At 61.5% G+C, this 23,741-nt stretch carries 24 protein-coding genes and 2 pseudogenes; 16 read left to right on the top strand and 10 right to left on the bottom strand.

What is annotated here, in order from left to right; translation table 11 throughout:
* Positions 1–38: 38 nt before the first annotated feature.
* The gene (locus I5961_RS12090; protein ID WP_227235584.1) at positions 39–965 is read left to right on the top strand and encodes a helix-turn-helix transcriptional regulator; all 927 of its coding nucleotides are present in this window, start codon (positions 39–41) and stop codon (positions 963–965) included.
* Between the two features lie 28 nt (positions 966–993).
* Here the strand turns inward: I5961_RS12090 and I5961_RS12085 are convergent, their stop codons facing one another.
* Positions 994–2,904 carry a tyrosine-protein phosphatase gene (locus tag I5961_RS12085; RefSeq protein WP_227235351.1) on the bottom strand — a complete coding sequence of 637 codons (1,911 nt, stop codon included), beginning with the start codon at positions 2,902–2,904 and terminating at the stop codon, positions 994–996.
* Between the two features lie 214 nt (positions 2,905–3,118).
* On the opposite strand from I5961_RS12085, the gene I5961_RS12080 reads away from it, so the two are divergent.
* The 4 genes from I5961_RS12080 to I5961_RS12065 all read left to right on the top strand — a co-directional run bounded on the left by I5961_RS12080 (position 3,119) and on the right by I5961_RS12065 (position 5,140).
* Entirely contained in the window at positions 3,119–3,403 is a 285-nt protein-coding gene (locus I5961_RS12080; RefSeq protein ID WP_227235350.1) for a FecR/PupR family sigma factor regulator, read from the top strand.
* 115 nt (positions 3,404–3,518) lie between these two features.
* Positions 3,519–4,013, top strand: coding sequence for a PaaI family thioesterase (locus I5961_RS12075; protein WP_227235349.1), 495 nt, complete (start codon positions 3,519–3,521; stop codon positions 4,011–4,013).
* 24 nt (positions 4,014–4,037) lie between these two features.
* Positions 4,038–4,445, top strand: coding sequence for a RidA family protein (locus tag I5961_RS12070; protein ID WP_227235348.1), 408 nt, complete (start codon positions 4,038–4,040; stop codon positions 4,443–4,445).
* A gap of 32 nt (positions 4,446–4,477) precedes the next feature.
* On the top strand, positions 4,478–5,140 hold the full coding sequence (locus I5961_RS12065; RefSeq protein WP_227235347.1) for a glutathione S-transferase family protein: 663 nt from the start codon (positions 4,478–4,480) through the stop codon (positions 5,138–5,140).
* Between the two features lie 9 nt (positions 5,141–5,149).
* Here the strand turns inward: I5961_RS12065 and I5961_RS12060 are convergent, their stop codons facing one another.
* The 4 genes from I5961_RS12060 to I5961_RS12045 are packed head-to-tail and all read right to left on the bottom strand — an operon-like array spanning position 5,150 to position 9,386.
* On the bottom strand, positions 5,150–6,268 hold the full coding sequence (locus I5961_RS12060; protein WP_227235346.1) for an agmatine/peptidylarginine deiminase: 1,119 nt from the start codon (positions 6,266–6,268) through the stop codon (positions 5,150–5,152).
* 48 nt (positions 6,269–6,316) lie between these two features.
* Complete coding sequence (locus I5961_RS12055; protein WP_227235345.1) at positions 6,317–7,420, bottom strand: extracellular solute-binding protein; 1,104 nt, start codon at positions 7,418–7,420, stop codon at positions 6,317–6,319.
* 1 nt (position 7,421) lies between these two features.
* Positions 7,422–8,330: an N-carbamoylputrescine amidase gene (gene aguB, locus I5961_RS12050; RefSeq protein WP_227235344.1), complete on the bottom strand. Its 909-nt coding sequence runs from the start codon at positions 8,328–8,330 to the stop codon at positions 7,422–7,424.
* Positions 8,331–8,333: 3 nt separating this feature from the next.
* On the bottom strand, positions 8,334–9,386 hold the full coding sequence (locus tag I5961_RS12045; protein ID WP_227235343.1) for an agmatine/peptidylarginine deiminase: 1,053 nt from the start codon (positions 9,384–9,386) through the stop codon (positions 8,334–8,336).
* A 137-nt stretch (positions 9,387–9,523) separates the two neighbouring features.
* On the opposite strand from I5961_RS12045, the gene I5961_RS12040 reads away from it, so the two are divergent.
* A complete protein-coding gene (locus tag I5961_RS12040) occupies positions 9,524–10,384 on the top strand; it encodes a LysR substrate-binding domain-containing protein (protein ID WP_227235342.1) in 861 nt (286 codons plus the stop codon).
* On the opposite strand, the gene I5961_RS12035 is transcribed toward I5961_RS12040, so the two are convergent.
* Entirely contained in the window at positions 10,371–11,288 is a 918-nt protein-coding gene (locus tag I5961_RS12035; RefSeq protein WP_227235341.1) for a LysR family transcriptional regulator, read from the bottom strand. The two genes, I5961_RS12040 and I5961_RS12035, sit on opposite strands and share 14 nt — an antisense overlap.
* A 134-nt stretch (positions 11,289–11,422) precedes the next feature.
* Between I5961_RS12035 and I5961_RS12030 the strand changes: the two genes are divergently transcribed.
* The 6 genes and pseudogenes from I5961_RS12030 (at position 11,423) to leuD (ending at position 15,778) form a co-directional block, all read left to right on the top strand.
* On the top strand, positions 11,423–11,827 hold the full coding sequence (locus I5961_RS12030; RefSeq protein ID WP_085700324.1) for a RidA family protein: 405 nt from the start codon (positions 11,423–11,425) through the stop codon (positions 11,825–11,827).
* 78 nt (positions 11,828–11,905) lie between these two features.
* Positions 11,906–12,463, top strand: a complete 558-nt coding sequence (locus I5961_RS12025; RefSeq protein ID WP_227235340.1) for a helix-turn-helix domain-containing protein — start codon at positions 11,906–11,908, stop codon at positions 12,461–12,463.
* Positions 12,464–12,548: 85 nt separating this feature from the next.
* Positions 12,549–13,106, top strand: a pseudogene (locus tag I5961_RS28645) (HD domain-containing protein); the annotation flags it as partial.
* The gene (locus I5961_RS28640) at positions 13,104–13,616 is read left to right on the top strand and encodes a GNAT family N-acetyltransferase (protein WP_264373532.1); all 513 of its coding nucleotides are present in this window, start codon (positions 13,104–13,106) and stop codon (positions 13,614–13,616) included. The pseudogene I5961_RS28645 and the gene I5961_RS28640, both read left to right, overlap by 3 nt.
* 128 nt (positions 13,617–13,744) lie before the next feature.
* A complete protein-coding gene (gene leuC / locus I5961_RS12015; RefSeq protein ID WP_227235338.1) occupies positions 13,745–15,166 on the top strand; it encodes a 3-isopropylmalate dehydratase large subunit in 1,422 nt (473 codons plus the stop codon).
* 3 nt (positions 15,167–15,169) lie between these two features.
* Entirely contained in the window at positions 15,170–15,778 is a 609-nt protein-coding gene (gene leuD / locus I5961_RS12010) for a 3-isopropylmalate dehydratase small subunit (RefSeq protein WP_227235337.1), read from the top strand.
* 37 nt (positions 15,779–15,815) lie between these two features.
* On the opposite strand, the gene I5961_RS12005 is transcribed toward leuD, so the two are convergent.
* A complete protein-coding gene (locus tag I5961_RS12005; protein WP_085703727.1) occupies positions 15,816–16,733 on the bottom strand; it encodes a LysR substrate-binding domain-containing protein in 918 nt (305 codons plus the stop codon).
* A gap of 103 nt (positions 16,734–16,836) precedes the next feature.
* Positions 16,837–17,733, bottom strand: coding sequence for a glycine betaine ABC transporter substrate-binding protein (locus I5961_RS12000; protein WP_085703726.1), 897 nt, complete (start codon positions 17,731–17,733; stop codon positions 16,837–16,839).
* Positions 17,734–17,939: 206 nt separating this feature from the next.
* Between I5961_RS12000 and I5961_RS11995 the strand changes: the two genes are divergently transcribed.
* Positions 17,940–19,976 carry an NADH:flavin oxidoreductase gene (locus tag I5961_RS11995; RefSeq protein ID WP_227235336.1) on the top strand — a complete coding sequence of 679 codons (2,037 nt, stop codon included), beginning with the start codon at positions 17,940–17,942 and terminating at the stop codon, positions 19,974–19,976.
* Positions 19,977–20,024: 48 nt separating this feature from the next.
* Here the strand turns inward: I5961_RS11995 and I5961_RS11990 are convergent, their stop codons facing one another.
* Both I5961_RS11990 and I5961_RS11985 read right to left on the bottom strand, forming a co-directional pair.
* On the bottom strand, positions 20,025–20,801 hold the full coding sequence (locus I5961_RS11990; protein WP_227235335.1) for a pyrroline-5-carboxylate reductase family protein: 777 nt from the start codon (positions 20,799–20,801) through the stop codon (positions 20,025–20,027).
* On the bottom strand, positions 20,791–21,498 hold the full coding sequence (locus I5961_RS11985) for a TetR/AcrR family transcriptional regulator (protein ID WP_085700333.1): 708 nt from the start codon (positions 21,496–21,498) through the stop codon (positions 20,791–20,793). Before I5961_RS11985 ends, I5961_RS11990 begins: the two co-directional genes overlap by 11 nt.
* 691 nt (positions 21,499–22,189) lie before the next feature.
* On the opposite strand from I5961_RS11985, the gene I5961_RS11980 reads away from it, so the two are divergent.
* The 3 genes and pseudogenes from I5961_RS11980 to I5961_RS28630 all read left to right on the top strand — a co-directional run bounded on the left by I5961_RS11980 (position 22,190) and on the right by I5961_RS28630 (position 23,653).
* Complete coding sequence (locus tag I5961_RS11980) at positions 22,190–22,375, top strand: DUF1843 domain-containing protein (RefSeq protein ID WP_227235334.1); 186 nt, start codon at positions 22,190–22,192, stop codon at positions 22,373–22,375.
* Between the two features lie 34 nt (positions 22,376–22,409).
* On the top strand, positions 22,410–23,036 hold the full coding sequence (locus I5961_RS11975; RefSeq protein ID WP_085703724.1) for a DUF1842 domain-containing protein: 627 nt from the start codon (positions 22,410–22,412) through the stop codon (positions 23,034–23,036).
* 39 nt (positions 23,037–23,075) lie between these two features.
* Positions 23,076–23,653 (top strand): annotated as a pseudogene (locus I5961_RS28630) (DUF1842 domain-containing protein).
* Positions 23,654–23,741 lie beyond the last annotated feature (88 nt).

Below are 23,741 nucleotides of genomic sequence, written 5' to 3'. Positions count from 1 at the left end.
GCCCGACGCGCCAGACCATCATCCTCAGATCCGCCGATATGTCCTGCGACGACTTCGGCACGTTGTTCTCCCGTATGTTCGGCAATCGTTACGGCGACACACCGCCACCGCCCAAGGACATCATCATCGGTGGCGTGTACGGGCGGCACGACGGGGTCAGTTTCCGGCGCATGCATTACCGGGGCGATTTCACGGTGGCGTTCCCCGAGCCCTACGACGAAATCACCTTCGTGATTCCCACCGCCGGCCGGATCATCTTCAACGACTCCGCCGAATCCCTGGGCCTGCCGCACATCGGGCTGGCCATCGACAAGGCGGATCTGCGCTCGATGCGCTTCGTCGACAATCATGCCCAGCACGGCATGTCGATCAGCCGCGCCGCGCTCACCGGACGCCTGTCGTCGCTGCTAGGACGGCCGATCGTGCACAAGCTGCATTTCGAGCCGAGGGTGGATCTGAACAGCCCGGCGTTTCAGGGCATTCGCGCATTGATCGACCTGGCCACCGGCACTGAATTCGACCTGTTGTTGAACGCCGGTTCGCTGATGCCGTCGCGCCTGCGGGAAATGCTGGTGGACGCCGTGCTGGAAGCCTGGCCGCACAATTTCAGCGAAGCCTTGCGCCGCCCCGAAGCATCGATTGCGCCACGGCATGTGAAGCAAGCCATCGAGTACATTCAGGCGCATCCCGAACAATTGCTCAGCGGGACGGATCTGGCGGGGCTGGTGAACGTCAGCCTGCGGGCGTTGCAGGAAGGTTTCCGGCGTTTTGTCGGCACCTCGATTGTCGCTTACCAGCGCCAGGTCAGGCTGGAGCGTGCCTGCGAAATGTTGAAGCAAGACCAATCGTCATCCGTAACCGACGTGGCCCTGCAATACGGATTCAGCAACGTCGGCCGGTTCTGCCAGTACTTTCAGGATGCCTACGGTGTGAGCCCCGTAGAAATGCGAAAAGGACTGCGCTGAGGCAGTCCTTTTCTTCACCTGTGGTTGATCAGAACTGATAGCTGGCCTTGAGCCCGCCGCTGAAACCGTGGCTGTCGCCTCCACCACTGGCGCCGATTTCGGCACCCAGGCTCAGGGCTCCGAGGTTGGCCATCAGGTTGACGCCGCCGCTGAACTGATCGCGGTTTTCGAACGCCGCGCGCTGTTCGATATCCAGCCCCAACAAATGGCCTTCGCTGCCGACCTGATGATCGCCCAGCACATGCTCGTAACCGACCCGCATGCCCGGCACCAGTTGCCACGCGCCCATCGGCATCGGGGCGAACGAGACGTCGAGATTGGCCATTGCGCTGCGGCGGGTTTGCTGGAGACTGTCAACGTCGAGGACCAGTTCGCTGCCCGTCTCCCGGAAGCCCGACAGGTCCAGACGGCTGACCCGCACGCCGAGGCTCGGCTCCAGAACCACATCGTTCATCGGCAGGCGATAACCCAGCGCCAGCGTGGCGCCGCTGAGGTTGCCGTGAGTGTCGCCCTTCGCCGAGCCGAGACCGCCGCCGAGGTCGCGCTTGCTGTCGTAATCGATGTAACCGGCGCTGAGGTTGGCATCGGCAAACAGGCCACGTTCAAGGCTGGTGAAGCCATAACGCGCACCGATGTCGAGGAAAGTGAAATCGGTATCGGCCTCGCCACCTGCGCCACCCACCGAACCTTTGCTGTAACCGATCCCGCCGCGCGCGCTGAGCTGTTCGGAGAAGCGCTGAGTAACGCCAACCATCAGGCCCTGACTGTGTTCGTTGCTGCTTTGCGCATGGGCCGAGCCGTCGGTGCCCAGATAACCGGCGAGCGCGGTGCTCCACAAACGGTATTGGCCGGTCTTGAGGTCGGTACCGCTGGCGAATGGCGCGGCGGCCTGCTCGATCATCGCGTTCTGACGCAACAGGTAACTCGCCGCATCGGCGTGTACCTGACCGCCGACCGTGGACTCGACACCGCCAAGCGTGCCTGCGTCGATAGCCGATTGCAGGTAGTAGTTGTAGGCGCTGTAGGTGCCCGACAGTTTGCTGTTCTGCAACTCCTGCAACAGTTGCGCGCCGGCAGCGGCGTTGCCGATCAGGCCGGCCTGACCCGGCAGGCTGTTGTACTCGACCATTTTGCCGCGCAGCACGTAAATGGTTTCCTGGGACAGACCCAGGCCCTGCTTGAGGTAGTTGTCCATGCTGCCGTATTGCGCGGCCACCTGATCCAGGCCCGCTTGCAGATAACTGGCTTCCACGCCCAGCAGCGGCGCGTAGATCGCGGCCATGCTCGGCGGCATCATCGCCAGGGTCTTGGCCACGCGGGCGGCGGTGTAGTCGTTGGTCGCCAGGTAGTTGCTCATGATCGTCGCGTTGTCCACTCCGGCGATGCTTTGCAACACGGCGGCCGTCCAGCCGGTGCGGTCCTTGCCGGCGGTGCAATGGAACAGCGCGGCACCGTCGGCGCTGGCCAGTTCGTTGAACAGCACGCCCAACTGACCGCGCATGCCGGCGTCGCTGACAAAGGCGCGGTTGGTCTCCTGCATCATCGCTATCGCATCGGCTGCGCTCTTGAACGAGACCGTGGTGATGTTCGCGCCCGAGGTGGTGGCGCCGATGATGTCGATGTTCTGGTAAGTCGCGCCGCTGATCACGGTGTCCGGCGTACCGGCGATTTCGCTGGGCGTACGCAGGTCATAAACGGCCTTGATCCCCAGACCGTTGAGGGCTGTCAGATCCGAGGCCGTCGGCGTCAGCGCGTTGGAGCGGTAGAACACACCGGCGCGCATCGTGCCGTCATGGGTCGTGGAGTAGGCCGTGGTGATACCGGCGACATCGCGGAAGTTGTCGATGCCCTGCAGGCGCGGGGTATCAAGGGTGGCCGCGTGGGCGGCGGCAATGGACAGACTCAACACGGACAGCGAACACAGAAGACGTGGAAACACGATGCAGCCTCATTGGAAACCGGTTGGGCTGCCCACTATCTACAATGAGATGTGACTGAATATGGCAAAACCTCGAAAAGCGTAAATGCCGGCGCGATCTGTCCGGCGGACGCGCATTTTGTCCGTCAGGCAGGCTAAATCCCTGTCGAACTTTGACGTTTTTTTTGCAAGAGGCAGGGTAAAGTGCCCTCTCCGGCCATCCTGGAAGCAGTCAATGAACCTCCAAAGCCCTCAAGACGCCGACGATGAAATCCTCAATCAGGCAGCGCACTGGTGCCTGCGTCTGCAAGACGAAACCTGCACACCTGACGAACGCCAGGCCTTCCAGCACTGGATTCAGAGCAGTCCGCGCCACGCCCTCGAGTACGCGAAAATGCTTGAGGTCTGGGAGTTGAGCGATCAATTGCCAGACGAGCACGACAAGTCGAAAAAACGCAAAGCCACGAGCCTGCCTTGCAGCTTCGAAGAATTTCAACGCAACCTGGCGCAGCGCAATTAGCATCGTGCGAGGATCGACGCCAACAGCAGAAGGCGTCATTTGAGACAACGCCTTGTTCTTGATTCAGGTTTAGAATCCCCCGGGTTCGGCTAACCAGTTTAAGGATGATCCCGGCATGTCCTCCATCGACACCTCCCTGCAAGACACCGCCGCCCCCGACGGCGTCTGTTTCGGCTGCGGCAGCAGCAACCCGCACGGCTTGCACATCAAGAGTTTCTGGCACGAGGATGGCGTGCACGTCATGGCCGAGCACGTGCCCGAGGCCAAATACTGCGGCTGGCCGGAGCTGGTCTACGGCGGTTTGATCGCGATGCTGGTGGACTGCCATTCCAACTGGACCGCGATGGCTTACCACTACCGCGCCGAAGGCCGTGAAGCCGAAAGCCTGCCGCGCATCAACTGCGTCACCGGCAACCTTGGCATCAAATTCATCAAGCCGACGCCCATGGGCGTACCGCTGACGCTGAAAGCCCGAGTCGACGGTGAAGTCGGGCGCAAGAGCCGGGTGATCTGCGAGGTCTACGCCGGGGATGTGCTGACGGCGGTGGGTGATTCGGTGTTTGTTCGGGTCGATACCGAGCAGTTGGCAGCGGCCGCCCATGGTCGCTGAGATCTGTCACTGAAGGAGAACAGCATGCCCGATCGCAAAATCATCATCCCCGAATCCATGAAACCCATCGTCGAACGCGCCGGTTACGCCCCGGCGGTGCTGGTCGGCGATACGCTTTACTGCGCCGGTCAGGTAGGCCGCACGGCAGATCTGAAAGTCATCGAAGACCCCGAGCAGCAATTCGTTCGCGCCTGGGAAAACCTCGATGAAGTGTTGAAGGCCGGCGGTTGCACCTTCGAAGACGTGGTGGAGATGACCACTTATCACGTGGATATGGGCCTGCACATGCCGGTGTTTCGTGAAGTGAAGAACCGCGTGTTCCCCAAAGGCTTCTGCGCCTGGACCTGCATCGGCGTCAGCGAACTGGCCCATCCGGGGCTGCTGGTGGAAATCAAATGTGTGGCAGTGCGCAGGCGGGCTATACCTGTGTAGTGTTTTTCACTATCTCCGCGAGGCGTTGAACCATGGACTTGACCCTCTACTACCATCCGTTGTCGTCCTACTGCCACAAAGCCCTGATTGCCCTGTACGAACACGGCATCGCCTTCGAAAAACGCCTGATCGACCTGTCCAGCGAAGCCGAGCGGGCCGAGTTGCGGGCGCTGTGGCCATTGGTCAAGTTCCCGGTGCTGCAGGACCGCGCCCGCCAGCGCAACGTGCCGGAGTCGAGCGTGATCATCGAATACGTGGACCGCTATCACGCCGGAGCAGGCCGCTTGATCCCCGACGTTTGGGACACCGCGCTGCAGGTTCGACTCTGGGACCGTTTCTTCGACAACTACGTGATGACGCCGATGTCGCAGATCGTCGCCGACCGCATCCACAGCAGAAACGCCGACCTGAGCAGCCAGCGCACCTTGCTGAACACCGCCTACGACATGCTGGAAAACCAGTTGGCGACCCATCAATGGATCGCCAGCCCGGACTACAGCATGGCCGATTGCTCGGCCAGCCCGGCGCTGTTCTACGCCATTACGCTGGTGCCGTTTGGCGCCGACCGCCCTCGCCTCGGCGCCTATTTCGAGCGACTGGTACAGCGCCCGTCTTTCAGCCAGGTGATCGACGAAGCCAGACCCTGGTTTGACTTCTATCCCTTTGCTGAAGCGCTTCCCCAACGGTTTCGCTGAGGAACGGCCTCACGCCGGCTGGTGACTGGTCACGCAGTGAATCCCGCCACCGCCGGCCGCGATCGCGTCGATGTTGATCAGCACCACGTCGCGGTTCGGGTAGAGTTTTTTCAGCAGGTCGAAGGCTTTCTTGTCGGCGTCCTTGTCGCCAAACTCCGGGGCGATCACCGCGCCGTTGATCACGAAGTAGTTGATGTAACCGGCCGCGAAGTCGTCGTTGTCCTTGTTGAATTTGGTGCTGCGCGGTTTCAGCGGTGGCGATACGGTGTGGATCTGCAACGGGCGACCGTCAGCGTCGGTGGCCTTTTTCAGGATTTCCAGGTGAGCCAGCGTGACCTTGTTGTCGTAGGAACGCGGGTCAGTGTCGAGGTTGGCGATCACCACGCCGGGCGTGACGAAGCGCGCGTAGAAATCGACGTGGGCATCGGTGATGTCCTTGCCCTTGATGCCCGGCAGCCAGATGATCTTGCGCAAACCGAGGCGCGCTTTCAGTTCCGCCTCGACATCAGCCTTGCTCCAGCCGGGGTTGCGGTTTTCGTTGACCCAGCAGCTTTCGGTCATGATCGCGGTGCCGTGGCCGTCGACTTCAATGCCGCCGCCCTCGCCCACCAGTTCGCTGCGGATGTAGGTTGCTTGCGCGTCTTGCGCTACACGTTTGGCGATCTTCGCGTCCTTCGAGTGCTGCTGCTTGTTGCCCCAGCCGCTGAAGTTGAAGTCCACTGCGCCCAGGCCGTTCTTGTCGTCGATGACAAAATTGGCGCTGATGTCGCGCATCCAGATGTCGTCGAGGTTGGCGAACTGGTAGGTGATGTTGGACGTGCCGCAAATCTCTTCCGCCAGGCTGCGTTCGCTGCTGCGGCAGTAGATGGTCAGCGGTTCGTAACGAGCGATGGCACGGGCGATCCGGCCCAGCGCTTCCTGGACGTCTTCGGTGAAGTCTTCCCAGATTGCGTACTGCGCGCCGAAGGCCATGTAGGCGCGTTCGTGCTTGTCGCCCTCGTCGGGCATGAACCAGCGACCTTCGCTGGCCGCCAGCACGCGTGCCGGTGACAGGCCGAGGCCCATGACGGCAGCGCCTACGCCGGCGGCGACTGAAACCTGTTTGATGAACTCGCGACGAGTCGGCATGTGTACGTTCCTGATGTGTAAGGGGGCCACCGAAGCGGCCCGGAAAAATCACTTGGCAGTGGCGGTCTTGAACTTGGTCCAGGTGCGCATGCGGGCGCGCATGTCAGCCTGGGGAATATCCTTGCCCGGTATCAGACGAGCATAGGTCGCATCGTCGAGGTAGATGTCCGGGTTGTTGCGCATCGCCTCATCCACGCTTGGCCGGGCCTTGGCGTTGGAGGTCGGGTAACCGGTGGAATTGCTGATCGCAGCCATGTTCTCCGGGCGCATCACGAAGTTGATGAACGCGTAGGCGTATTCCGGATGTCTGGCATCGACCGGAATGGCCATGGTGTCCATCCACACCGTGGTGCCTTCGCGGGGAACGCGGTACTGGAAGCGGGTCTGCTTGCCGGCGCTGTCCGAGGTACGCTGGGCCTGGGTCATGTCGCCGCTGTAGCCGAGGGACAGGCACAGGTTGCCGTTGACCAGATCGGTCACCGGTTGCGACTGGAACTTGCGAATGTACGGCCTTAGCTTCATCAGCAAGTCACTGGCCGCTGCCAGATCCGCCGGCTTGGCGCTGCGCGGATCGCGCCCCAGATAATTGAGCACCACGGCCAGCACTTCGTCCGGCGAGTCGATCATCGAGATTCCGCAATCGGCGAACCTGGCCGCCAACTCCGGTTTGAACAGCATGTCGAGGCTGTTGACCGGCGCATCGGCCATGCGCTGCTTGATCTGCTCGGCGTTGTAGGTCAGGCCGATGGTGCCCCAGGTGTAGGGCACCGTAGCCTTGTTCGAATGCTCGTAATGGCTGCGCAGTTTTTGCAGGCCCGGTTCGATGTCGTTGATCGCCGCGACTTTCGAAGGATCCAGCGGTAACAGGCTGCCGGCGCGCATCAGGCGTTCAGCCACGGTGTCACCGGGGAAGATCAGGTCGTAGCCGCTGCCACCGGAGAGCATCTTGGCTTCCAGGGTTTCGCTGCCGTCCATCACGTCGTAGATCACCTTGATCCCGGTTTCGGCGGTGAACTTTGTCAGCGTGTCTTCGGCGAAATAATCCGCCCAGTTGTACAGGCGCAATGTCTTGTCTTCGGCGTGCACGGCCGGCATCAAACCGGCCAGCGCGAGGCCCAGTGCGCCCAGCAACCACTTGTGTGAGGTGTGCATATCAGACTCCTTGAGCATTCCAGCGAGCGTGAAGGTGACGGCCGTCCTGGCTCAACAAGGCGCCGTACATGTCCGGGCGACGGTCGCGATAGATGCCCCAGCTCAGGCGCTCTTCGCGCATGGCCGACAGATCCAGGCTTTGCACCAGCACGCCGGTGCTGGCGCGGTCGGCTTCGGCGAGCATTTTTCCCTTGTGGTTGCAGATGAACGACGAGCCGTAGAAATTCATTTGCAGCGTCGCATCGGTACCCGCCACTTCGCGGCCAACACGGTTGGAGGCGATCACCGGCAACAGATTCGCAGCCGCGTGGCCGCGCATGGTCATCTGCCAGTGGTCGCGCGAATCCAGATCCGCACAGCCCGGTTCCGAGCCAATGGCGGTCGGGAACAGCAATACTTCTGCGCCCATCAATGCCAGGCAGCGGGCGGTTTCGGGGAACCACTGGTCCCAGCAGATGCCCACGCCGAGACGGCCGAACGCGGTGTCCCAGACTTTGAAACCGGTGTCGCCGGGGCTGAAATATTCCTTCTCCTGATAGCCGATGGCGTTGGGGATGTGGGTCTTGCGGTACACGCCCAACAGGCGCCCGTCGGCATCGGCCACGCTCAGGGAATTGAAGTAGGCATTGCCGGCCTTCTCGTACCAGCTCAGCGGCAGCACCACGCCCAGTTCACGGGCCAGCGCGGCGAAACGCGACAGCACCTGACTGTCGCGGTACTCCTCGGCCAGCGCCATATGGTGGTGGCTCTGTTCGATGCAGAAATACGGCGTGGCGAACAGCTCCTGCAACAGGATCACTTGCGCGCCCTGCGCGGCCGCTTCACGCACCCACTGCTCGGCGCGGTCGAGGTTGCTCTTCAGATCCCAGGTGCACGGCATCTGGGTGGTGGCGACTTTGAGCATCGTCATCGATCACCCCTCCACCGGCCAGGCTGGCTGTTGCTGGGTGATGCAGTGCACACCGCCGCCGCCATGGGCCAGGTGATTGATCTGCACCGGCACCACTTCGCGGCCAGGGAACGCCTTGGCCAGGGTTTCTGCCGCGACATGGTCGGCCTCGATGCCGTACGCCGGCATGATGATCGCGCCGTTGGCAATGTAGAAATTGGTGTACGAGGCGCAGAACACTTCGGCTTCGGTATCCACCGCGTCGGTGGCTTCGTACAGCTCGATCAACTCGAATTGGCGGCCCTGAGCGTCGGTCGCCAGTTCCAGTGCACGGCGGTTTTCCCGCACGACTTCGGCATACACCGAGCTGCGATCGTGAGTCGCGTCCACCAGCAACACACCGGGACGGGCGAAGGCGCAGACGCCATCGACGTGGCCGTCGGTCATGTCGCCGGTGACGTAATCCGGATCGCCCGGCAGCCAGATGGTTTTCTTCACACCAAGCAGGCGGCTGAAGATTTCCTCCATCTCGGCCTTGCTCACGCCGGGGTTGCGGTTGGGATTGAGCAGCACCGATTCGGTGGTGATCAAGGTGCCCTCGCCGTCCACGTGGATCGCGCCGCCCTCGTTGCTCAGCGCCGTACCGAAGCACTCGCCGCCCAGGTGATTGAGCACGCGACGGGCCAGACTTTCGTCCAGCTCGTGGGCCGACTTGCCACCCCAGGCGTTGAAGCGCCAGCTCACCCCGGCCAGACCTTGCTCAGGATGAACGACGAAGCTCGGACCGGAGTCGCGGCACCAGCTGTCGTTGACCGCCAGCGGGATCAGTTCGATGTTCGGCCCGCACAAGGCTCTGGCGCTGGCGATGGCCGACGGATCGACGACCATTTTTACCGGTTCGAACCGGGCGATGGCATTGGCAACGCGGGCGAAATCTTCCTGCACCAACGGCAGGGTCACGCGCCAGCCCGACTCCCACAGGGCCTTGTTGTGGGGCCAGACCATCCAGGTCGCGGCGTGCGTCACCCACTCTGCCGGCATCATCCAACCGCTATTGTTGTTTTTGGTCTGCTGCATGGTAAAAAGCCCTTTGAGTTAAGCCATTGTGTTCAATGAAAACAGCCTTGGCGGCGTTGACGTGCATGCTAATGGCGGCCTGAAGGGCAAACAAACGATGGATTTAGCGGAAAACTGATTAGAGGAACTTATCGATCATGCTGAAACACTGGCCACCCCTCAGTTCATTGCGCGGCTTCGAAGCCGCTGCAAGATTGGGCAGCTTTCACAAGGCCGCCGAGGAACTGAGCCTCACGCAGTCGGCCATCAGCCAGCAGATCCGCAGCCTTGAGGCGTATCTGGAACAGCCACTGTTTTTCCGCCGCGGGCGCAGCGTCGCCCTGACCGACGCCGGCCACGACCTGCTCAGCACGACTCAGGCCATGCTGCAGCAGCTGTCGGTGGGCATTCGGCGACTGGGGCAATACCAGAAGCCCAATCAACTGGTGCTCAACACCACGCCGGCGTTTGCCCGGCACTGGTTGCTGCCGCGTCTGGCGGATTTCCGACAACAGCACCCGCAGGTCGATCTATGGATCTTCAGCACCGACGAAGTGCCGGACATGGCGACACAAACCATCGACATCGCCGTGCGCGACGACATCAGTTCCCAGGCTGAATGCAGCTTCAAGGTGCTGCACGCTGATCGGCTCTATCCGGCGTGTCATCCGAGCCTGCTGGGCGTACCGGGCGCGCAGCGGACAACGCTGCACGGCGAGCGGGAAATGGACTGGAGCCATTGGGCGGTGGAATCGGGAATCGATGTCGGCCAGCAGGATCAGGGTTTGAATTTCTCTGATCCGGGCCTGTTGCTGGATGCGGCTTGCTCAGGTCTGGGGATTGCGCTGGTCAGTCAGTTACTCAGCCGTAAGGCCCGGGCCGACGGGCTGTTGCAGCCCTTGGTGGACGACACCATTCGCGGCCCGAACTGGGCGATGCTGACCCATCGCGACAGCGAGAATGACCCGATGGCGCGATGTTTCACCGAGTGGTTGCTGGCGAACCTCAGCGATCCATGACCGGTGCATGGCGGGCCATCACCTCGGCGATCCAGTCGATGAACACCCGCAACTTACGGCTGATGTGGCGGTTCGGCGGATACGCGACGTAAAGCGGCATCGGATCGAGCTGCCAGTCTTCGAACAGTGGGATCAGCGCGCCGCTTGCCTCATGTGCCTTGGACATGTACTTGGGCAACCACAACACACCCAGCCCCGCGAGCCCCGCCGACAAATAAGCATTGCCGTCATCGACCGCCAGCACGTGGCGCCCCTTGATCTGCAAGTTTTCGTGTTCGTTGTGCAGGGCGTAAGGCACGGGTTTGCCGGTGCGTGCCCAGAGGAAACCGACCACCCGGTGATGAGAGTCTTCCAGTTCTCGGGGATGCGTCGGGGTGCCGACACGGGCCAGATAACTCGGCGCGGCATACACGCCCAGTTGCAGATCGGCGACCCGCCGGGCCATGAGCGACTGATCCCGCAACTCGCCCCCGCGCACCACGCAATCGACGTTTTCATCGATGATGTCAACGATCCGGTCGCTGACACCCATGTCGATCTGGATCTCCGGATAGCGCTCATAAAACTCGGGCAGCGCCGGCACCAGAATCAGATTGGCCAGAGGGCTTGGCACATCGACCCGCAAGCGCCCCTTGGGCTGCGCTGCCGCGCCAGGCAGGCTGGTTTCGGCATCGTCCATGTCCGCCAGCAACTTGATCACACGCTCGTAATAGGCCGCGCCGTCCGCCGTGGCGTTGACCTTGCGCGTGGTGCGGTTGAGCAACTTGACCCGCAGGCGCGCCTCCAGTTGCTGCACCAGATGGGTCACGGTGGTCTTGCTCATGTGCAGGGTTTCGGCGGCCTTGGTGAAGCTGCCCGCCTCCACCACCCGGGCGAAGGCCTGCATCGCGTCAAAACGGTCCATATCCAACCTCTAATGGCGGCTCGATTGTTTGGCTATCCCAAACAGTGAACGCCAAGGTTGCGCGTTTATCGTGTCAGCGCAAGCCCCTAAAGTTTCTCCATCGCAGGTTTTCAAACCATTGAAGGAGACACCTCATGACCCGTGCCCAACCAAAACGCGACGTGGTTTTCCCACCTGGACGCCATGCCCTGTACGAACGCAATCGCTATTCGCCGGCGGTTCGTTCCAACGGATTTCTGTTCGTTTCCGGCCAGGTCGGCAGCCTTGAGGACGGTTCGCCGGAACCTGATCTCAAGCAACAGGTGCGACTGGCCTTCACCAACCTCAACGCCATTCTGGGCGCGGCTGGCGGCAGTTTCGACGACGTGGTGGACGTGACGGTGTTCATGGTCGACCCGCAATCCACGTTTGAAACCATCTGGGAGGTGGTGCCGGAGTTCTGGGGTGAAGCGCCGCATCCGACCATCACAGCGGTCGGCGTGACGTGGCTATACGGGTTTCAATTCGAGATCAAGGTGATTGCCAAACTGCCGGAATGACCTGACATCGCATCGATTTGCAGCACGGGCCGACAGTCTTCAGACTGTCGGCCCGCATTCCTTCTGCGATCCATCGCCATGCCCGACATCTTGTTGAAGCCCAGTCTGCCCGGCATTGCCCTACGCCGCTGGCGCGTGCTGCACCGCGTCAAGCAGGGCCATGCCGCCGAGTTGTTCAAGGTCACTCAGTCGACCATTTCCCGCTGGGAAAGCGGCGTGCAGGCGATGGACCCGGACGCCCATCTTCAGCTCGAAAGGCTGCTCGCGGCGCGACTCGACAGCGCCGCCGATCAGGCCCTCGCGCGACTGGTCACGGACAGCGCGCGCCCGGTTCACCTCGTCTGCGACCTGACCCATCGCCTGCTGGCCTGTTCGCCGGCTCGCGCCGCACAGTTCGCCAGCCCGCTGAGCGATCTGCTGGGGCAGTCGCTGTGGCGTTTTGCGACAGTGGAAATCCGGCACAAGAAATCCTTGCTGGATGACGCCGGTTGGCGAGAAGTCCAGGCGCCGCCGGCTCTGGAATTTCTGACGGGCAGCAATGACTCCGCCCTCGTGCCGATCCAGCCGGGCCTCTGCCGCTGGACGCGGATCGCCCTCTCCGACGGCACCGCCGCACGGCTGGTGGAAACGCTGTAGGCCATCCGCCGCATATTTTATGCGTGGACGATGATCGAGGCCGGGCCTAGGCTTTGAGCCCTGCTCTCTTTATCCCGGCCACCGTATGAACCTCGAAAAAATCAAGGGACGCCTCGACTTCCTGCGCGAAGCAGAACGGCTCAAGGACGTCCTCAGAAGCGCGCACACTTCCTCCGGGCGCAGCGAAAGCACCGCCGAACACAGCTGGCGCCTGTGCCTGATGGCGATCGTGTTCGCCGACGACCTGGCCGGGCTCGATGTGCTGAAAGTCCTGAAAATGTGCGTCATCCACGACCTCGGCGAAGCCATCAACGGTGACATTCCGGCGGTCGATCAAGCCGGTTTTCCCGACAAGGGCGAACAGGAGCGCAACGACTTGCTGCTGCTCACCCGCTCCCTGGACGACGCGTTGAGAAACGAAATCCTCGCGCTCTGGGACGACTACGAAAACGCCCGTTCTCCCGAAGCCAAAGCCGTGAAGGCCCTCGACAAGCTGGAAACACTTTTACAACACACGCAAGGGAAGAATCCGCCAGACTTCGACTATGGCTTCAACCTGGCCTACGGCAAGCAATACACCAATGCCGATCCGCTGTTCGAAACCCTTCGAACCCTGATCGACCGCGATACCCGAGAGCGCATGAACACAAACATCACAATCCGCAACGAACGCCCCGAAGACATCGACGCCATCGCCCGAATCACCGAGGCCGCGTTCCAGCACGAAGAACACTCCAGCCACACCGAACAATTCATCGTCAACGCCTTGCGCCACGCCGGCCAGCTCAGCGTTTCGCTGGTGGCAGTGGAGAACGACACGGTGGTCGGCCATGTGGCCATTTCACCGGTGACGATTTCCTCCGGCACTCAAGGCTGGTATGGCCTGGGCCCAATCTCCGTGTGCCCGACCCGCCAGCAGCAAGGCATCGGTTCGGCGCTGATGAAAGCTTCGCTGGCGGAGTTGCAGCGTATTGGCGGCGTTGGCTGCGTGGTACTGGGTGATCCGGGCTATTACGGACGTTTTGGCTTCAAGGCCCATGCCGGTCTGGAGTTGCCGGGGATTCCGCCGGAGTACTTTCAGGCGTTGGCGTTTGGCGGGGAGTTGCCGGTGGGCGTGGTGAAATATCACGAGGCGTTCGAGGCTACCGAGTAGCGCCCCATTGCTTTTTATTGCTCACATTTCGTGGTCTATGGCTTCACCAAAGCGCTCTTGATGCCGTTTCGGCGATCAATGACTCTGTCCGTACGTTGTTTTTGCACTGACAGAAAAGAGCCAACGCCATGCCCAGCCCCAGAACCCTGTATCAGAAGCACATCGACAGTCACACCGTCTGCACCCTCGACGATCAGGGCCACGTGCTGCTTTACATCGACCGCCAGGTCGCCAACGAATACACCAGCCCGCAAGCCTTCAGCGGATTGCGCGAGTCCGGGCGCGATGTCTGGCGACCTGCTGCGACACTGGCGGTGGTCGATCATGTGAATCCCACCGCACCGAAACGCATCGCGACCATGCCTGACGCCGGGGGCGCGCGGCAGGTGTCGTACTTCGAAGAAAACTGCCGCGACTTCGGCATCGAACTGTTCGATGTACTGGACAAACGCCAGGGCATCGAACACGTGGTGGCGCCGGAACAAGGCTTCATTTTGCCGGGCATGGTGGTCGCGGCCGGTGACAGCCACACCACCACTTACGGCGCACTGGGCGCGTTCGGTTTTGGTATCGGTACTTCGGAAATCGAGCACCTGCTGGCGACACAGACTCTGGTTTACAAACGCCTGAAAACCCTGCGGGTGATGGTCAACGGTGAGCTGGCCGAAGGCGTCACGTCCAAGGACATCATCATGGCGCTGATCGAAAAGATCGGCGCGTCCGGCGCCACCGGTTACGCCATCGAATTCGCCGGCCCGACCATCAGCGCCCTCAGCGTCGAGGCGCGCATGACCATCTGCAACATGGCCGTCGAAGCCGGCGCCCGTGGTGCGTTCATGGCGCCCGACGACAAGGTGTTCGCGTATCTGCAACTGAAGCCGCGTGCGCCCAAGGGCAAGATCTGGGAACAGGCCGTCGAGCGCTGGAAAACCCTGCACAGCGATCATGGCGCGGTGTTTGATCGTGAAGTCAGCCTCGACGTCGCCGCGCTGGAGCCGATGGTGACCTGGGGCACCAGCCCCGATCAGGCCTCACCGGTCAGCGGACACGTGCCGGACCCGGCCTCGCAGCCCGATCCGATCCTGCGTCAGGGCCTGCAGCGCGCCCTCGACTACATGGGACTGAAACCCGGCATGCCGTTGAACGAAGTGACGATCAGCCATGCCTTCATCGGCTCCTGCACCAATGCGCGGATCGAAGACTTGCGTGACGTTGCCCGCGTGGTGCGCGGCAAGCGTGTGGCGTCCCACGTGCGGGCGATGATCGTTCCCGGCTCGACGCTGGTGCGCAATCAGGCCGAGGACGAAGGCCTGGCGCAGATCTTTCTCGACGCCGGTTTCGAATGGCGGCAATCAGGCTGCTCGATGTGCCTGGCGATGAACGATGACGTGCTCGCGCCGGGTGATCGCTGTGCGTCGAGCACCAATCGCAACTTCGAAGGCCGTCAGGGCGCCGGTGCGCGCACCCACCTGATGAGCCCGGCAATGGTCGCAGCGGCGGCCATCACCGGTCATTTGACTGACGTACGCAGCGTCGCGCTGGAGGCTTGAACCATGCAACCTTTCGACACTGTCAGCGGCAGCGCCGCGCCGTTTCTTGCGTCCAACATCGACACCGACGTGATCATGCCCAAGCAGTTTCTCAAGGGCATCGATCGTCGGGGGCTGGATCGCGGGTTGTTCTTCGATCAGCGCTTTCTCGCCTCCGGCGAACCCAACCCTGAATTCGTGCTCAACCAGCCGGCCTGGCAGGACGCGGCGTTTCTTGTGACCGGCCCCAACTTCGGCTGCGGCTCCAGCCGCGAACACGCGGTGTGGGGCTTGAAGCAAGTCGGCATCCGGGCCTTGATCGGCACCACGTTTGCCGGGATTTTCTATGACAACTGCCAGCGTAATGGCGTGTTGGCGATTCAGCTTGACGACGCGCCGTTCAGGCGCGTAGCCGAGGCGATCACCGTCCCGGAGACCGCGCGGATCAGCGTGAACCTGGCGCAGCAGACCATCGAGCTGGCTGGCGGCACGCTGATCGAATTCGAGATCGATCAGTTGCGCAAACAATCGCTGCTGCTGGGACTGGATGCCATTGGCACCACGCTGCAACGCACCGAGCAGATCCGCGCCTTTGAAGCGCGGCATCTGGCGAACAGTCCCTGGCTGCGCTGAACACAAAAAACGGGCGACTCACTTGAGTCGCCCGTTTTCATTCCACAGACAAATCGCGGAAGTACTCTTCCAGAAATTCCACGCACACCCGCAATTTCGCCGACTCACTGAGCCGCACCGGATAGACCGCCCAGACGTTGGCGCTTTGGGTGTACTCCTCCAGCACCTGCACCAGCCGCCCTTGCTCGAGCATCGGTTTGACGTCCCACATCGAGCGCAACAGAATCCCGCCGCCGCTCAAAGCCCACTCCAGCACGATTTCGCCACTGTTGGAGGACAGCGGGCCATTGACGCGCACCGTCTCCTCTTGCCCGTCCTTGCTCAGGGCCCAGATACCGAACGCGTTGTTGCGTTCCTTGAGTACCAGACAATCGTGGTCTTTCAGGTCTTCAAGGGATTGCGGCGTGCCCCGGCGTTCAAGGTATTCGGGCGTGGCGCACAGCACGCGCCGGTTACTGACCAGTTTGCGTGCGATGTGCTGACCCGGCACGTCGTCCCCGACGAGGATTTCCAGATCAAAGCCCTCGCCCACCAGATCGACCACGCGGTCGAATACGTCCAGCCGGATATCGAGTTTCGGGCACGTTCGAGACAACTGGCTGATCGCGGGCGCCACATGATTACGGCCGAAACCGAAGCTGCTGCAAATGTGCAGTGACCCCGCCGGTTGATGCCGGGCCTGGGAAATCTCGCCGAGGAACTGATCGAAATCTCCCAGCAGTTTCTCGGCCCAAATCCGCACCCGCTCACCGTCGTCGGTCAGCGCGATGCGCCGGGTGGTGCGGTGCAGCAGTTTGCTCGCCAGCGTGGTTTCCAGCACCGAGATGCGTTTGCTGACATAGGCCGGTGAGAAGCCCAACTCATCGGCGGCGCTGGCAAAGCCGTTCTTGCGGATGACGGTAAGGAAGACCCTGAGGTCTTCGGGCAGGGGAAACTGGTCACGATTCGTGTTCACAGGCCGGTCGCCCTCGCTGTTTGTCACACATTTTGCGAAGGATAACATCGAATCAACGCCTCGCCAGCCGGGGCCCGGCGTGGGCTGAGCCCCGGCGCCGTGATCAGGGTTGTCGAGTACTGGCGGTTTGCGTGCCCGGCTCGAACATTGCTTCGAACCGCGATTTGTTGGCCGCGTAATAGGCCGCGACCGCCTGGTCCGATGAGGTCTGGCGTGCCTGCATCATCAAGGTTTCCAGATCTGCCTGCGGGATCGAGTAGTGAGCGAAAAAGTACGCCACCTGCGGATATTCCTGGCTGAACCCCTTGCGCGCCATCGCATGGATCTGCTCGGCACCACCGAAAATCTGCTTCGGATCATCCAGGTAGCGCAACGACCATTTGGAGAACATCCAGTGCGGGCTCCAGGCATTGACCAGTGACCATTTGTCCCGCTTCAGGTTGCGATCCAGCTCATTGAGCATGCCGCTTTCCGAAGACGCCACCAGTTTGTAGCCATCAAGCTTGTACTCCTCGATCGCCTTGACCGTGAGCTTGTACTGGCCGTTGCCCACCTCCGAGGTGAGGATCTTGCCTTCGAGTTTTTCCTTTACTTGCGGCTTGTTCAGATCCTCGACACTGGCCACTTCACTGATCGGCACCGAGGTCGGGACGGCCATGCCGATCCGCCCTTCATACAGCACGCCGAGGTCTTCGAGGCGATCTTTGTATTTGTCGTAGAACGCCTTGTGGGTACTTGGCAACCAGACCATCGGGATCAGGTCGATATTGCCGTTGGCCAGGGCCTGAAACTGAATACCGATATCGGCCATCACCAGTTTCACCGGTTGTTTGAGGTGATCCTGAAGCGCGGCGCTGGCGAGTTTGACGGTGATTTCGGTGTCCGACCAGTTGACCCAGCCAATGCGCACGGGTGCAGGTTCGGCGGCCTGGGCCTGTGCAGCGAACGTGGCCAGAATCAGGGCGAAAAGCGTATTTCGATAAGGCGAATGAGCGTTCATCAAGCGTCTTCCTTTGGAGGTGGGATCGGCAGGTATGTCTCAATCTGGACGGCCTTGCGGTTGAGGCGTCTGGCGCAATCCTATGCCTGGCCGAAGCACCGCGCAAGCAAAATGTACACATGTGTCAACCATGATTGACACGCCTGTACAGTTGACCTAATTTCAAGTCGCCGAGCCTGATCAAGCCCACCCCGGAGCGCATTACCATGTCCAGCGATCCCCTGTTGCAGCCTTACAAAATCAAGAACCTGACGCTCAGAAACCGGATCATTACCACCGCTCACGAACCGGCCTACCCGGTAGACGGCATGCCCAAGGATTTGTATCGCGCCTACCACGTCGAACGTGCCAAGGCTGGTGTCGCGCTGACCATGACGGCCGGTTCCGCCGCCGTTTCCAGGGACAGCCCGCCGGTGTTCAATAACGTGCTCGCCTACCAGGATGAGGTGGTGAAGTGGCTCAAAGACCTGACCGACGAATGCCACGAGCATGGCGCGGCGGTGATGATCCAGTTGACGCATCTGGGCCGCCGCACCCGCTGGGACAAGGCCGACTGGTTGCCAGTGGTTTCGCCGTCGCACCATCGCGAAGCGGCGCACCGTTCCTTCCCGAAGAAAATGGAAGACTGGGATATCCAACGCATCATCAAGGACTATGTGGACGCCGCCGAGCGGATGCATGCTGCCGGCATGGACGGTCTGGAGTTGCAAGCCTACGGGCATCTGATGGACCAGTTCTGGTCACCCTTGACCAACGAACTCGACGGGCCGTACGGCGGCTCGCTGGAAAACCGCATGCGCTTCACCTTCGATATTCTGCGCGGGATTCGTCAGCGGGTCGGCGAGGACTTCCTGCTGGGCGTGCGCTACACCGGCGATGAAGGCTTGCCCGGTGGCTTCGATGCCCGCGAAGGCTTGCAGATTTCCCACCTGCTGAAAGACAGCGGACTCGTGGATTTTCTCAATGTCGTACGCGGCCACATCGACACCGATGCGGGCCTGACCGATGTCATTCCGATCCAGGGCATGCGCAATTCGCCGCACCTGGATTTTGCCGGTGAAATCCGCGCGGCCACCGGTTTCCCGACCTTCCATGCGGCGAAAATCCCTGACGTCGCCACCGCTCGCCATGCCATCGCCTCAGGCAAGGTCGATATGGTCGGCATGACCCGGGCGCACATGACCGATCCGCATATCGTGCGCAAGATCATCGAAAAACGTGAGGACGATATCCGTCCCTGCGTCGGCGCCAACTATTGCCTGGACCGCATCTACCAGGGCGGCGCCGCTTACTGCATCCACAACCCGGCGACCGGCCGGGAAACCACCATGCCCCACGAAATTCCCAAGGCCGCACGCAAACGCAAAGTGCTGGTGATCGGCACCGGCCCTGCGGGACTTGAAGCCGCGCGGGTCGCGGGTGAACGCGGTCATGACGTTACGGTGCTGGAAGCGGCGGATCGCCCCGGCGGGCAGATCCGTCTGTCCGCCCTCAGCGAACGGCGGCGGGAGATGATCAGCATCATCGACTGGCGCATGGCGCAGTGCGAACGTCTGGGCGTGAAGTTTCACTTCAACACCTGGGCCGAAGCCGACACGGTGCTGCAGCATGAACCGGATCTGGTGATTGTCGCCACCGGCGGCCTGCCCCACACGGACGTGCTGAGTGCCGGCAACGACCTGGTGGTTTCAACCTGGGACATCATCGCCGGTGACATCAAACCGGGCCGGCATGTCTTGATCTATGACGATGCCGGCGACCACGCTGCGCTACAGGCTGCCGAAGTCATCGCCGCCAGCGGTGCGAGTGTCGAAATCGTCACCCCCGATCGCAGTTTTGCTCCGGAAGTCATGGCGATGAATCTGGTGCCTTACATGCGCAGCCTGCAGGATCTGGATGTCACCTTTACCGTCACTTATCGCGTCGATTCGGTCGAGCGCCGCGACGGGCGCCTGGTGGCAACGCTCGGCAGTGATTACGGTACGGTGCACAAGCAGCGGGTGGTGGATCAGGTAGTGGTCAATCACGGCACGATTCCGCTGGATGATCTGTATTTCGACCTGCGCGCGCATTCGAGCAACGGCGGCGCGGTGGAACAACACAACCTGATTGCCGGCAAGGCTCAGGACATCGTCACTCACCCGCAGGGACGTTTTCAGCTGTTCAGGATTGGCGACGCCGTGGCCGCCCGCAACACCCATGCGGCAATTTACGACGCGTTACGGCTGATGAAAGACCTCTGAAACCGGCCTTCCCTCCTGTTGCGGGAGGGAAATTGCCGTATCGACCAACTACAGGCCGCGCCGGGCAACCTGGGCGCCGGCCTGTATGGCTCGTCCCACAATGTCTTCGATGTTCTGACCGGTCATCGACTGCAACGCTGCCGCCGTGACGCCGCGATAAGCCATCAAGGCATCCAGCAGAGCTTGCGGCTCCCGCTCGGCCAGCAGTTGACCGCCGCCCACCACCACCGCCCGTGCCGCCCGCTGCGCAATCCGTGCGGGAATGCCGGCCGCTTCGGCCTGACTGGCGAGTGCAGCGCACAGCAGCGCCGGAAACGCCGGCCCGGTGCCGGACAACGCGCTCAGATAATCGATGCAGTCTTCATCGGGTACCTCGTCCGCCGTGCCCACGCACTCGAACAATCGCTGCAGCCAGTCGCGCTCCTCATCGGCCAGGGAGCCGGCCACGAACCACGGTGTATAGGATTGGCGGATATCCACCGCCGCGTTCGGCATGGCCCGCACCACCACTCGCGCGCCTGTCGCGGCGCTGAGGGCGGACGCTGAAATGCCAGCCATCAGCGATACCATCGGTTTGCCCCGCGCATCGATCTGCAACTCGCGAAACTGCTCGGGCCGCACAGACAGCATGACGATATCGCTGCGGTCGACCAGTGACTGGTTGTCACTCAACACCCGCACTCCCGGTGCAACATCAGCACTGCCCGAGCGGTTCGAGATCAGCAGCTCGCTCGGCCTGATGAACCCCGGAGCCAGCAACGACTCGGCAATCGCCTTTCCCAGCCAGCCCGTGCCGCCGATGATTCCCAGCGTTCTATTGGTCATCGGGCAGCGCCTCTTCGAAGGTTTCCACCAGAGGGACAAACACCCCCGGCTCCGTCTCGGCATAGCCGAACTGACCGAAAAACCGATCCAGTTCGCGTCGTTTTGGGGACTTTCCGGTGAACACGGTGACGTACTGCGGGATTCGCCGGAATCGCACGATCACGTCTTCGGTGGTTTTCATCGAGATGTAGCCGATCTGCGTCAGATAGATCGTCCGGGCGCGGGCATCGGCCGCCCCCGGCTCGTAACCGAAACGGCGAAACATCGCGGCCAGCGCATTGATTCGTGCGTCGTCGGCCAGCGCGATTTGCGCGGCGACTTCATCCGATTGCAACGCCCAGCTGCGCACTGCGAATTCAAACTGCGAATCGAACAACGCGGGGTTCAGCCAGCACTCGAAAACATTGAGGATCGCCTCGGACACGCTTTCGGCATAACGCTCGCACTGCCCCACCAGCCCACCCGTGTTCTTGTCCCGCCAACGGGCCAGCAGCGCCGCGAGCAGTTGCTCTCGATCTTCGTAGAACCAGTAGAAGCTGGTGCGCGACAGGTTCAGGCGCTTGGCCAGCGGCATCACCCTGACTGCGTCGACTCCGGATTCCTTCAAAGCCTCATACGCGGCGTCCAGCCAGACGTCCACGGAACCGCGCCATCCTGAATCCTGAGCCTTGTTTTTTGTCCGTCCTGCCTGCGTCATTGCAATGCACCTGTCTTTGAGACTTTGACCGGACTTTACACGCGCCGTACACGCAATGTACATCGGCGTACATTTTTCATTTCCGAACGCGCTTCAGCGCCCATGTCGATCTTGTTTCAATCGCTTGAAAGCGCCGCCGAAAGGCCGACCGAGCCTGCGCCAGAATTCCTGCGTTGAACAGAAATGACCGTTCGGCGCTTTTTCTGGCAGCCCTGCAAAAACGGGTCTAGGGTTGCGTGGCTGGCAAAATGCTGGCCATTTGGCAAACGTCGCTCGACGAGTGCCATCAGCAGCACTGGAAGAAAAATCAGGGATGGTTTTTGTGCTTGCGCGGGTATTGCACTCTTGAAGAGTGAACGACCTATCCCTGTGTTTCGTTGCTTTCTATCAAGGACAGAAAGATGACCAACGTACAGGCGAGATTCCCCCGATTGCCCCACCGGCAACCCCCTTCATTGACGCCCGAAGCCAGGCCTGACGGTTTTGGCTGACGATCTGAGCCGGCGTTGCGGCGCCGTCCCTGCGCGAACCCTGTTTACGGATTGATCAGATCCCGACGGATCAGGCTGTCACGTCCCCGAGAATCCCGGTTGCCGGTGATTGCGGCCGATGTCGTTCGCCTGCCTGTCAGGAAAGGCGCCCCTTCTGCGCAAGGGGTCGAGCGGCAAACACCCACGAGGAAGGCCTCGATATGACTGGTTCAAATCACAACATCCCGCCCTACGGCGTCGCCATCCAGAACGCGATCACCGGCGGCGATCTGCAGAAGATGAAGACTTTGTTGAAGCAGCGCGATTCAACGAAGCCGGAAGCGAAGGAGCTACAAACCGCGTACGAAAACCTGGCCAAAGAAGTTTCCAGACTGGAAAAACCCTGAGGCCATTTCCCACATTGCAATGGAGGCAATCAACATGTCAGCTACTCAGCAAAATGTCGGCTTGTTCCCGGTGAGCTACCGGATCGGTACGGGTCAGCCAGGGGCGCAGAGCCTTGCGCTGAACCTGCTGGTGTCCACGCCGCAGCAGCATGTCACCGGCAACGCCGCCGTGACTCAGGCGACCAATCCGCCGCTCGACATCGACTCGGACGTCTGGGGCGAATACACCTACATGACGGTGATGAAGCCCGGTGTCAGCAAGATCCTGATCACCGCCCAGGGCAACCATGGCGGACCTGGCTCCAACTCGATCATCAACTTCAAGATCCACCTGGTGGTTGGCACCGACTGGCGCGAAGGCGTGGCCAACTATGAGTACTTCGACGGCCAGCGCTGGCACGAACTGAACAACGTGCCGGCGCATCTGGTGGAGGTGCCTTCGAAAGTGCTTCAGCCGTTCAATCCCGGCCCGGTGATCGAGCCGCACAAACCGGTTCTGCCGCTGTATGCCGCGCCGATTCAGGGCGCCATCGCCAGCGGAGACCTGGCGCAGATGAAAAGCCTGTCCGCGCAGGCCAGGCAGCAGCTGGAGCAACTGCCGCTGTTGCGCAAAGCGGTGGACGACGCCAACAAAGAAATCAGCCGCGTGCAAAGTCGCTGATCGGCTAATGGAACCATTACTTTCACAAGGAGCAGCATCATGTCGATCGGACTTTTTCACACCCGCCTCATCGCCAGTAACTCACTGCTGGGCGCACCGGTTCTGACCCTCGATATCGTGGTCGATACCGTCCGCAAAAAGTCAGCGGAACCGCGAGCGTGTTCCAGAGCACCTGGCCACCGGTGAATTTCCATGCCCGGGTCTGGGGCGACTACTCCGAGGCCAGGCTGACGCCATCCACCGAGACCTACATCATTCTCACACTTGATGGCAGCCCGAGCGGCCCGCTGAGTCAGATTGCCCAGACCTTCCACCTCAAGGGCATCCTGAACGACTGGACCAGCGGTTTTATCGATTACCGCTACAACGACGGCGGCCAGTGGCAGGACGTGCGGCACGTCGCCGTGCATCAGGCACCGAGCGTCGAGCCTCTTCCGCCCGAGCATCATGTCCAGCCGCTGTACGCCGTGGCCGTGCAAACGGCGAAGGAAAGCGGTGATCTGGCGCAGTTGAAAGTCGCGGTGCAGCAAGGCGAACAACAGCTGGCCCACGAGGGTGCCTTGCGCAGTGCCCTTGAACAGCTGAATGCGGAAATCGCGCGACTGGAAGCGCGCTAAGTCGTACGGCCCGGGGGCGGTCACGGGTGACCGCCCCCGGTCTTCCAGCCAATCGAGGTCAGTCCAATCGTGCCGCGCACAGGCCCGT

The sequence above is a fragment of the Pseudomonas sp. IAC-BECa141 genome, assembly GCF_020544405.1.
Classification (GTDB): domain Bacteria; phylum Pseudomonadota; class Gammaproteobacteria; order Pseudomonadales; family Pseudomonadaceae; genus Aquipseudomonas.
The sequence above is the reverse complement of the archived record's forward strand: the minus strand, read 5'-3'. Positions and strand labels throughout refer to the sequence as shown.

Excerpts from the sequence above, each read along its gene's own strand:
- I5961_RS12000 (WP_085703726.1), bottom strand. The coding sequence starts at position 17,733 with ATGAACGCTCATTCGCCTTATCGAAATACGCTTTTCGCCCTGATTCTG.
- I5961_RS12035 (WP_227235341.1), bottom strand. The coding sequence starts at position 11,288 with ATGGACCGTTTTGACGCGATGCAGGCCTTCGCCCGGGTGGTGGAGGCG.
- I5961_RS12075 (WP_227235349.1), top strand. The coding sequence starts at position 3,519 with ATGTCCTCCATCGACACCTCCCTGCAAGACACCGCCGCCCCCGACGGC.
- I5961_RS12055 (WP_227235345.1), bottom strand. The coding sequence starts at position 7,420 with ATGCACACCTCACACAAGTGGTTGCTGGGCGCACTGGGCCTCGCGCTG.
- leuD (WP_227235337.1), top strand. The coding sequence starts at position 15,170 with ATGCAACCTTTCGACACTGTCAGCGGCAGCGCCGCGCCGTTTCTTGCG.
- I5961_RS11980 (WP_227235334.1), top strand. The coding sequence starts at position 22,190 with ATGACTGGTTCAAATCACAACATCCCGCCCTACGGCGTCGCCATCCAG.
- I5961_RS12070 (WP_227235348.1), top strand. The coding sequence starts at position 4,038 with ATGCCCGATCGCAAAATCATCATCCCCGAATCCATGAAACCCATCGTC.
- I5961_RS12065 (WP_227235347.1), top strand. The coding sequence starts at position 4,478 with ATGGACTTGACCCTCTACTACCATCCGTTGTCGTCCTACTGCCACAAA.
- I5961_RS11995 (WP_227235336.1), top strand. The coding sequence starts at position 17,940 with ATGTCCAGCGATCCCCTGTTGCAGCCTTACAAAATCAAGAACCTGACG.
- I5961_RS12040 (WP_227235342.1), top strand. The coding sequence starts at position 9,524 with ATGCTGAAACACTGGCCACCCCTCAGTTCATTGCGCGGCTTCGAAGCC.
- I5961_RS12030 (WP_085700324.1), top strand. The coding sequence starts at position 11,423 with ATGACCCGTGCCCAACCAAAACGCGACGTGGTTTTCCCACCTGGACGC.
- leuC (WP_227235338.1), top strand. The coding sequence starts at position 13,745 with ATGCCCAGCCCCAGAACCCTGTATCAGAAGCACATCGACAGTCACACC.
- I5961_RS12090 (WP_227235584.1), top strand. The coding sequence starts at position 39 with ATGTCCTGCGACGACTTCGGCACGTTGTTCTCCCGTATGTTCGGCAAT.
- I5961_RS28640 (WP_264373532.1), top strand. The coding sequence starts at position 13,104 with ATGAACACAAACATCACAATCCGCAACGAACGCCCCGAAGACATCGAC.
- aguB (WP_227235344.1), bottom strand. The coding sequence starts at position 8,330 with ATGACGATGCTCAAAGTCGCCACCACCCAGATGCCGTGCACCTGGGAT.
- I5961_RS12080 (WP_227235350.1), top strand. The coding sequence starts at position 3,119 with ATGAACCTCCAAAGCCCTCAAGACGCCGACGATGAAATCCTCAATCAG.
- I5961_RS11985 (WP_085700333.1), bottom strand. The coding sequence starts at position 21,498 with ATGACGCAGGCAGGACGGACAAAAAACAAGGCTCAGGATTCAGGATGG.
- I5961_RS11975 (WP_085703724.1), top strand. The coding sequence starts at position 22,410 with ATGTCAGCTACTCAGCAAAATGTCGGCTTGTTCCCGGTGAGCTACCGG.
- I5961_RS11990 (WP_227235335.1), bottom strand. The coding sequence starts at position 20,801 with ATGACCAATAGAACGCTGGGAATCATCGGCGGCACGGGCTGGCTGGGA.
- I5961_RS12045 (WP_227235343.1), bottom strand. The coding sequence starts at position 9,386 with ATGCAGCAGACCAAAAACAACAATAGCGGTTGGATGATGCCGGCAGAG.
- I5961_RS12025 (WP_227235340.1), top strand. The coding sequence starts at position 11,906 with ATGCCCGACATCTTGTTGAAGCCCAGTCTGCCCGGCATTGCCCTACGC.
- I5961_RS12060 (WP_227235346.1), bottom strand. The coding sequence starts at position 6,268 with ATGCCGACTCGTCGCGAGTTCATCAAACAGGTTTCAGTCGCCGCCGGC.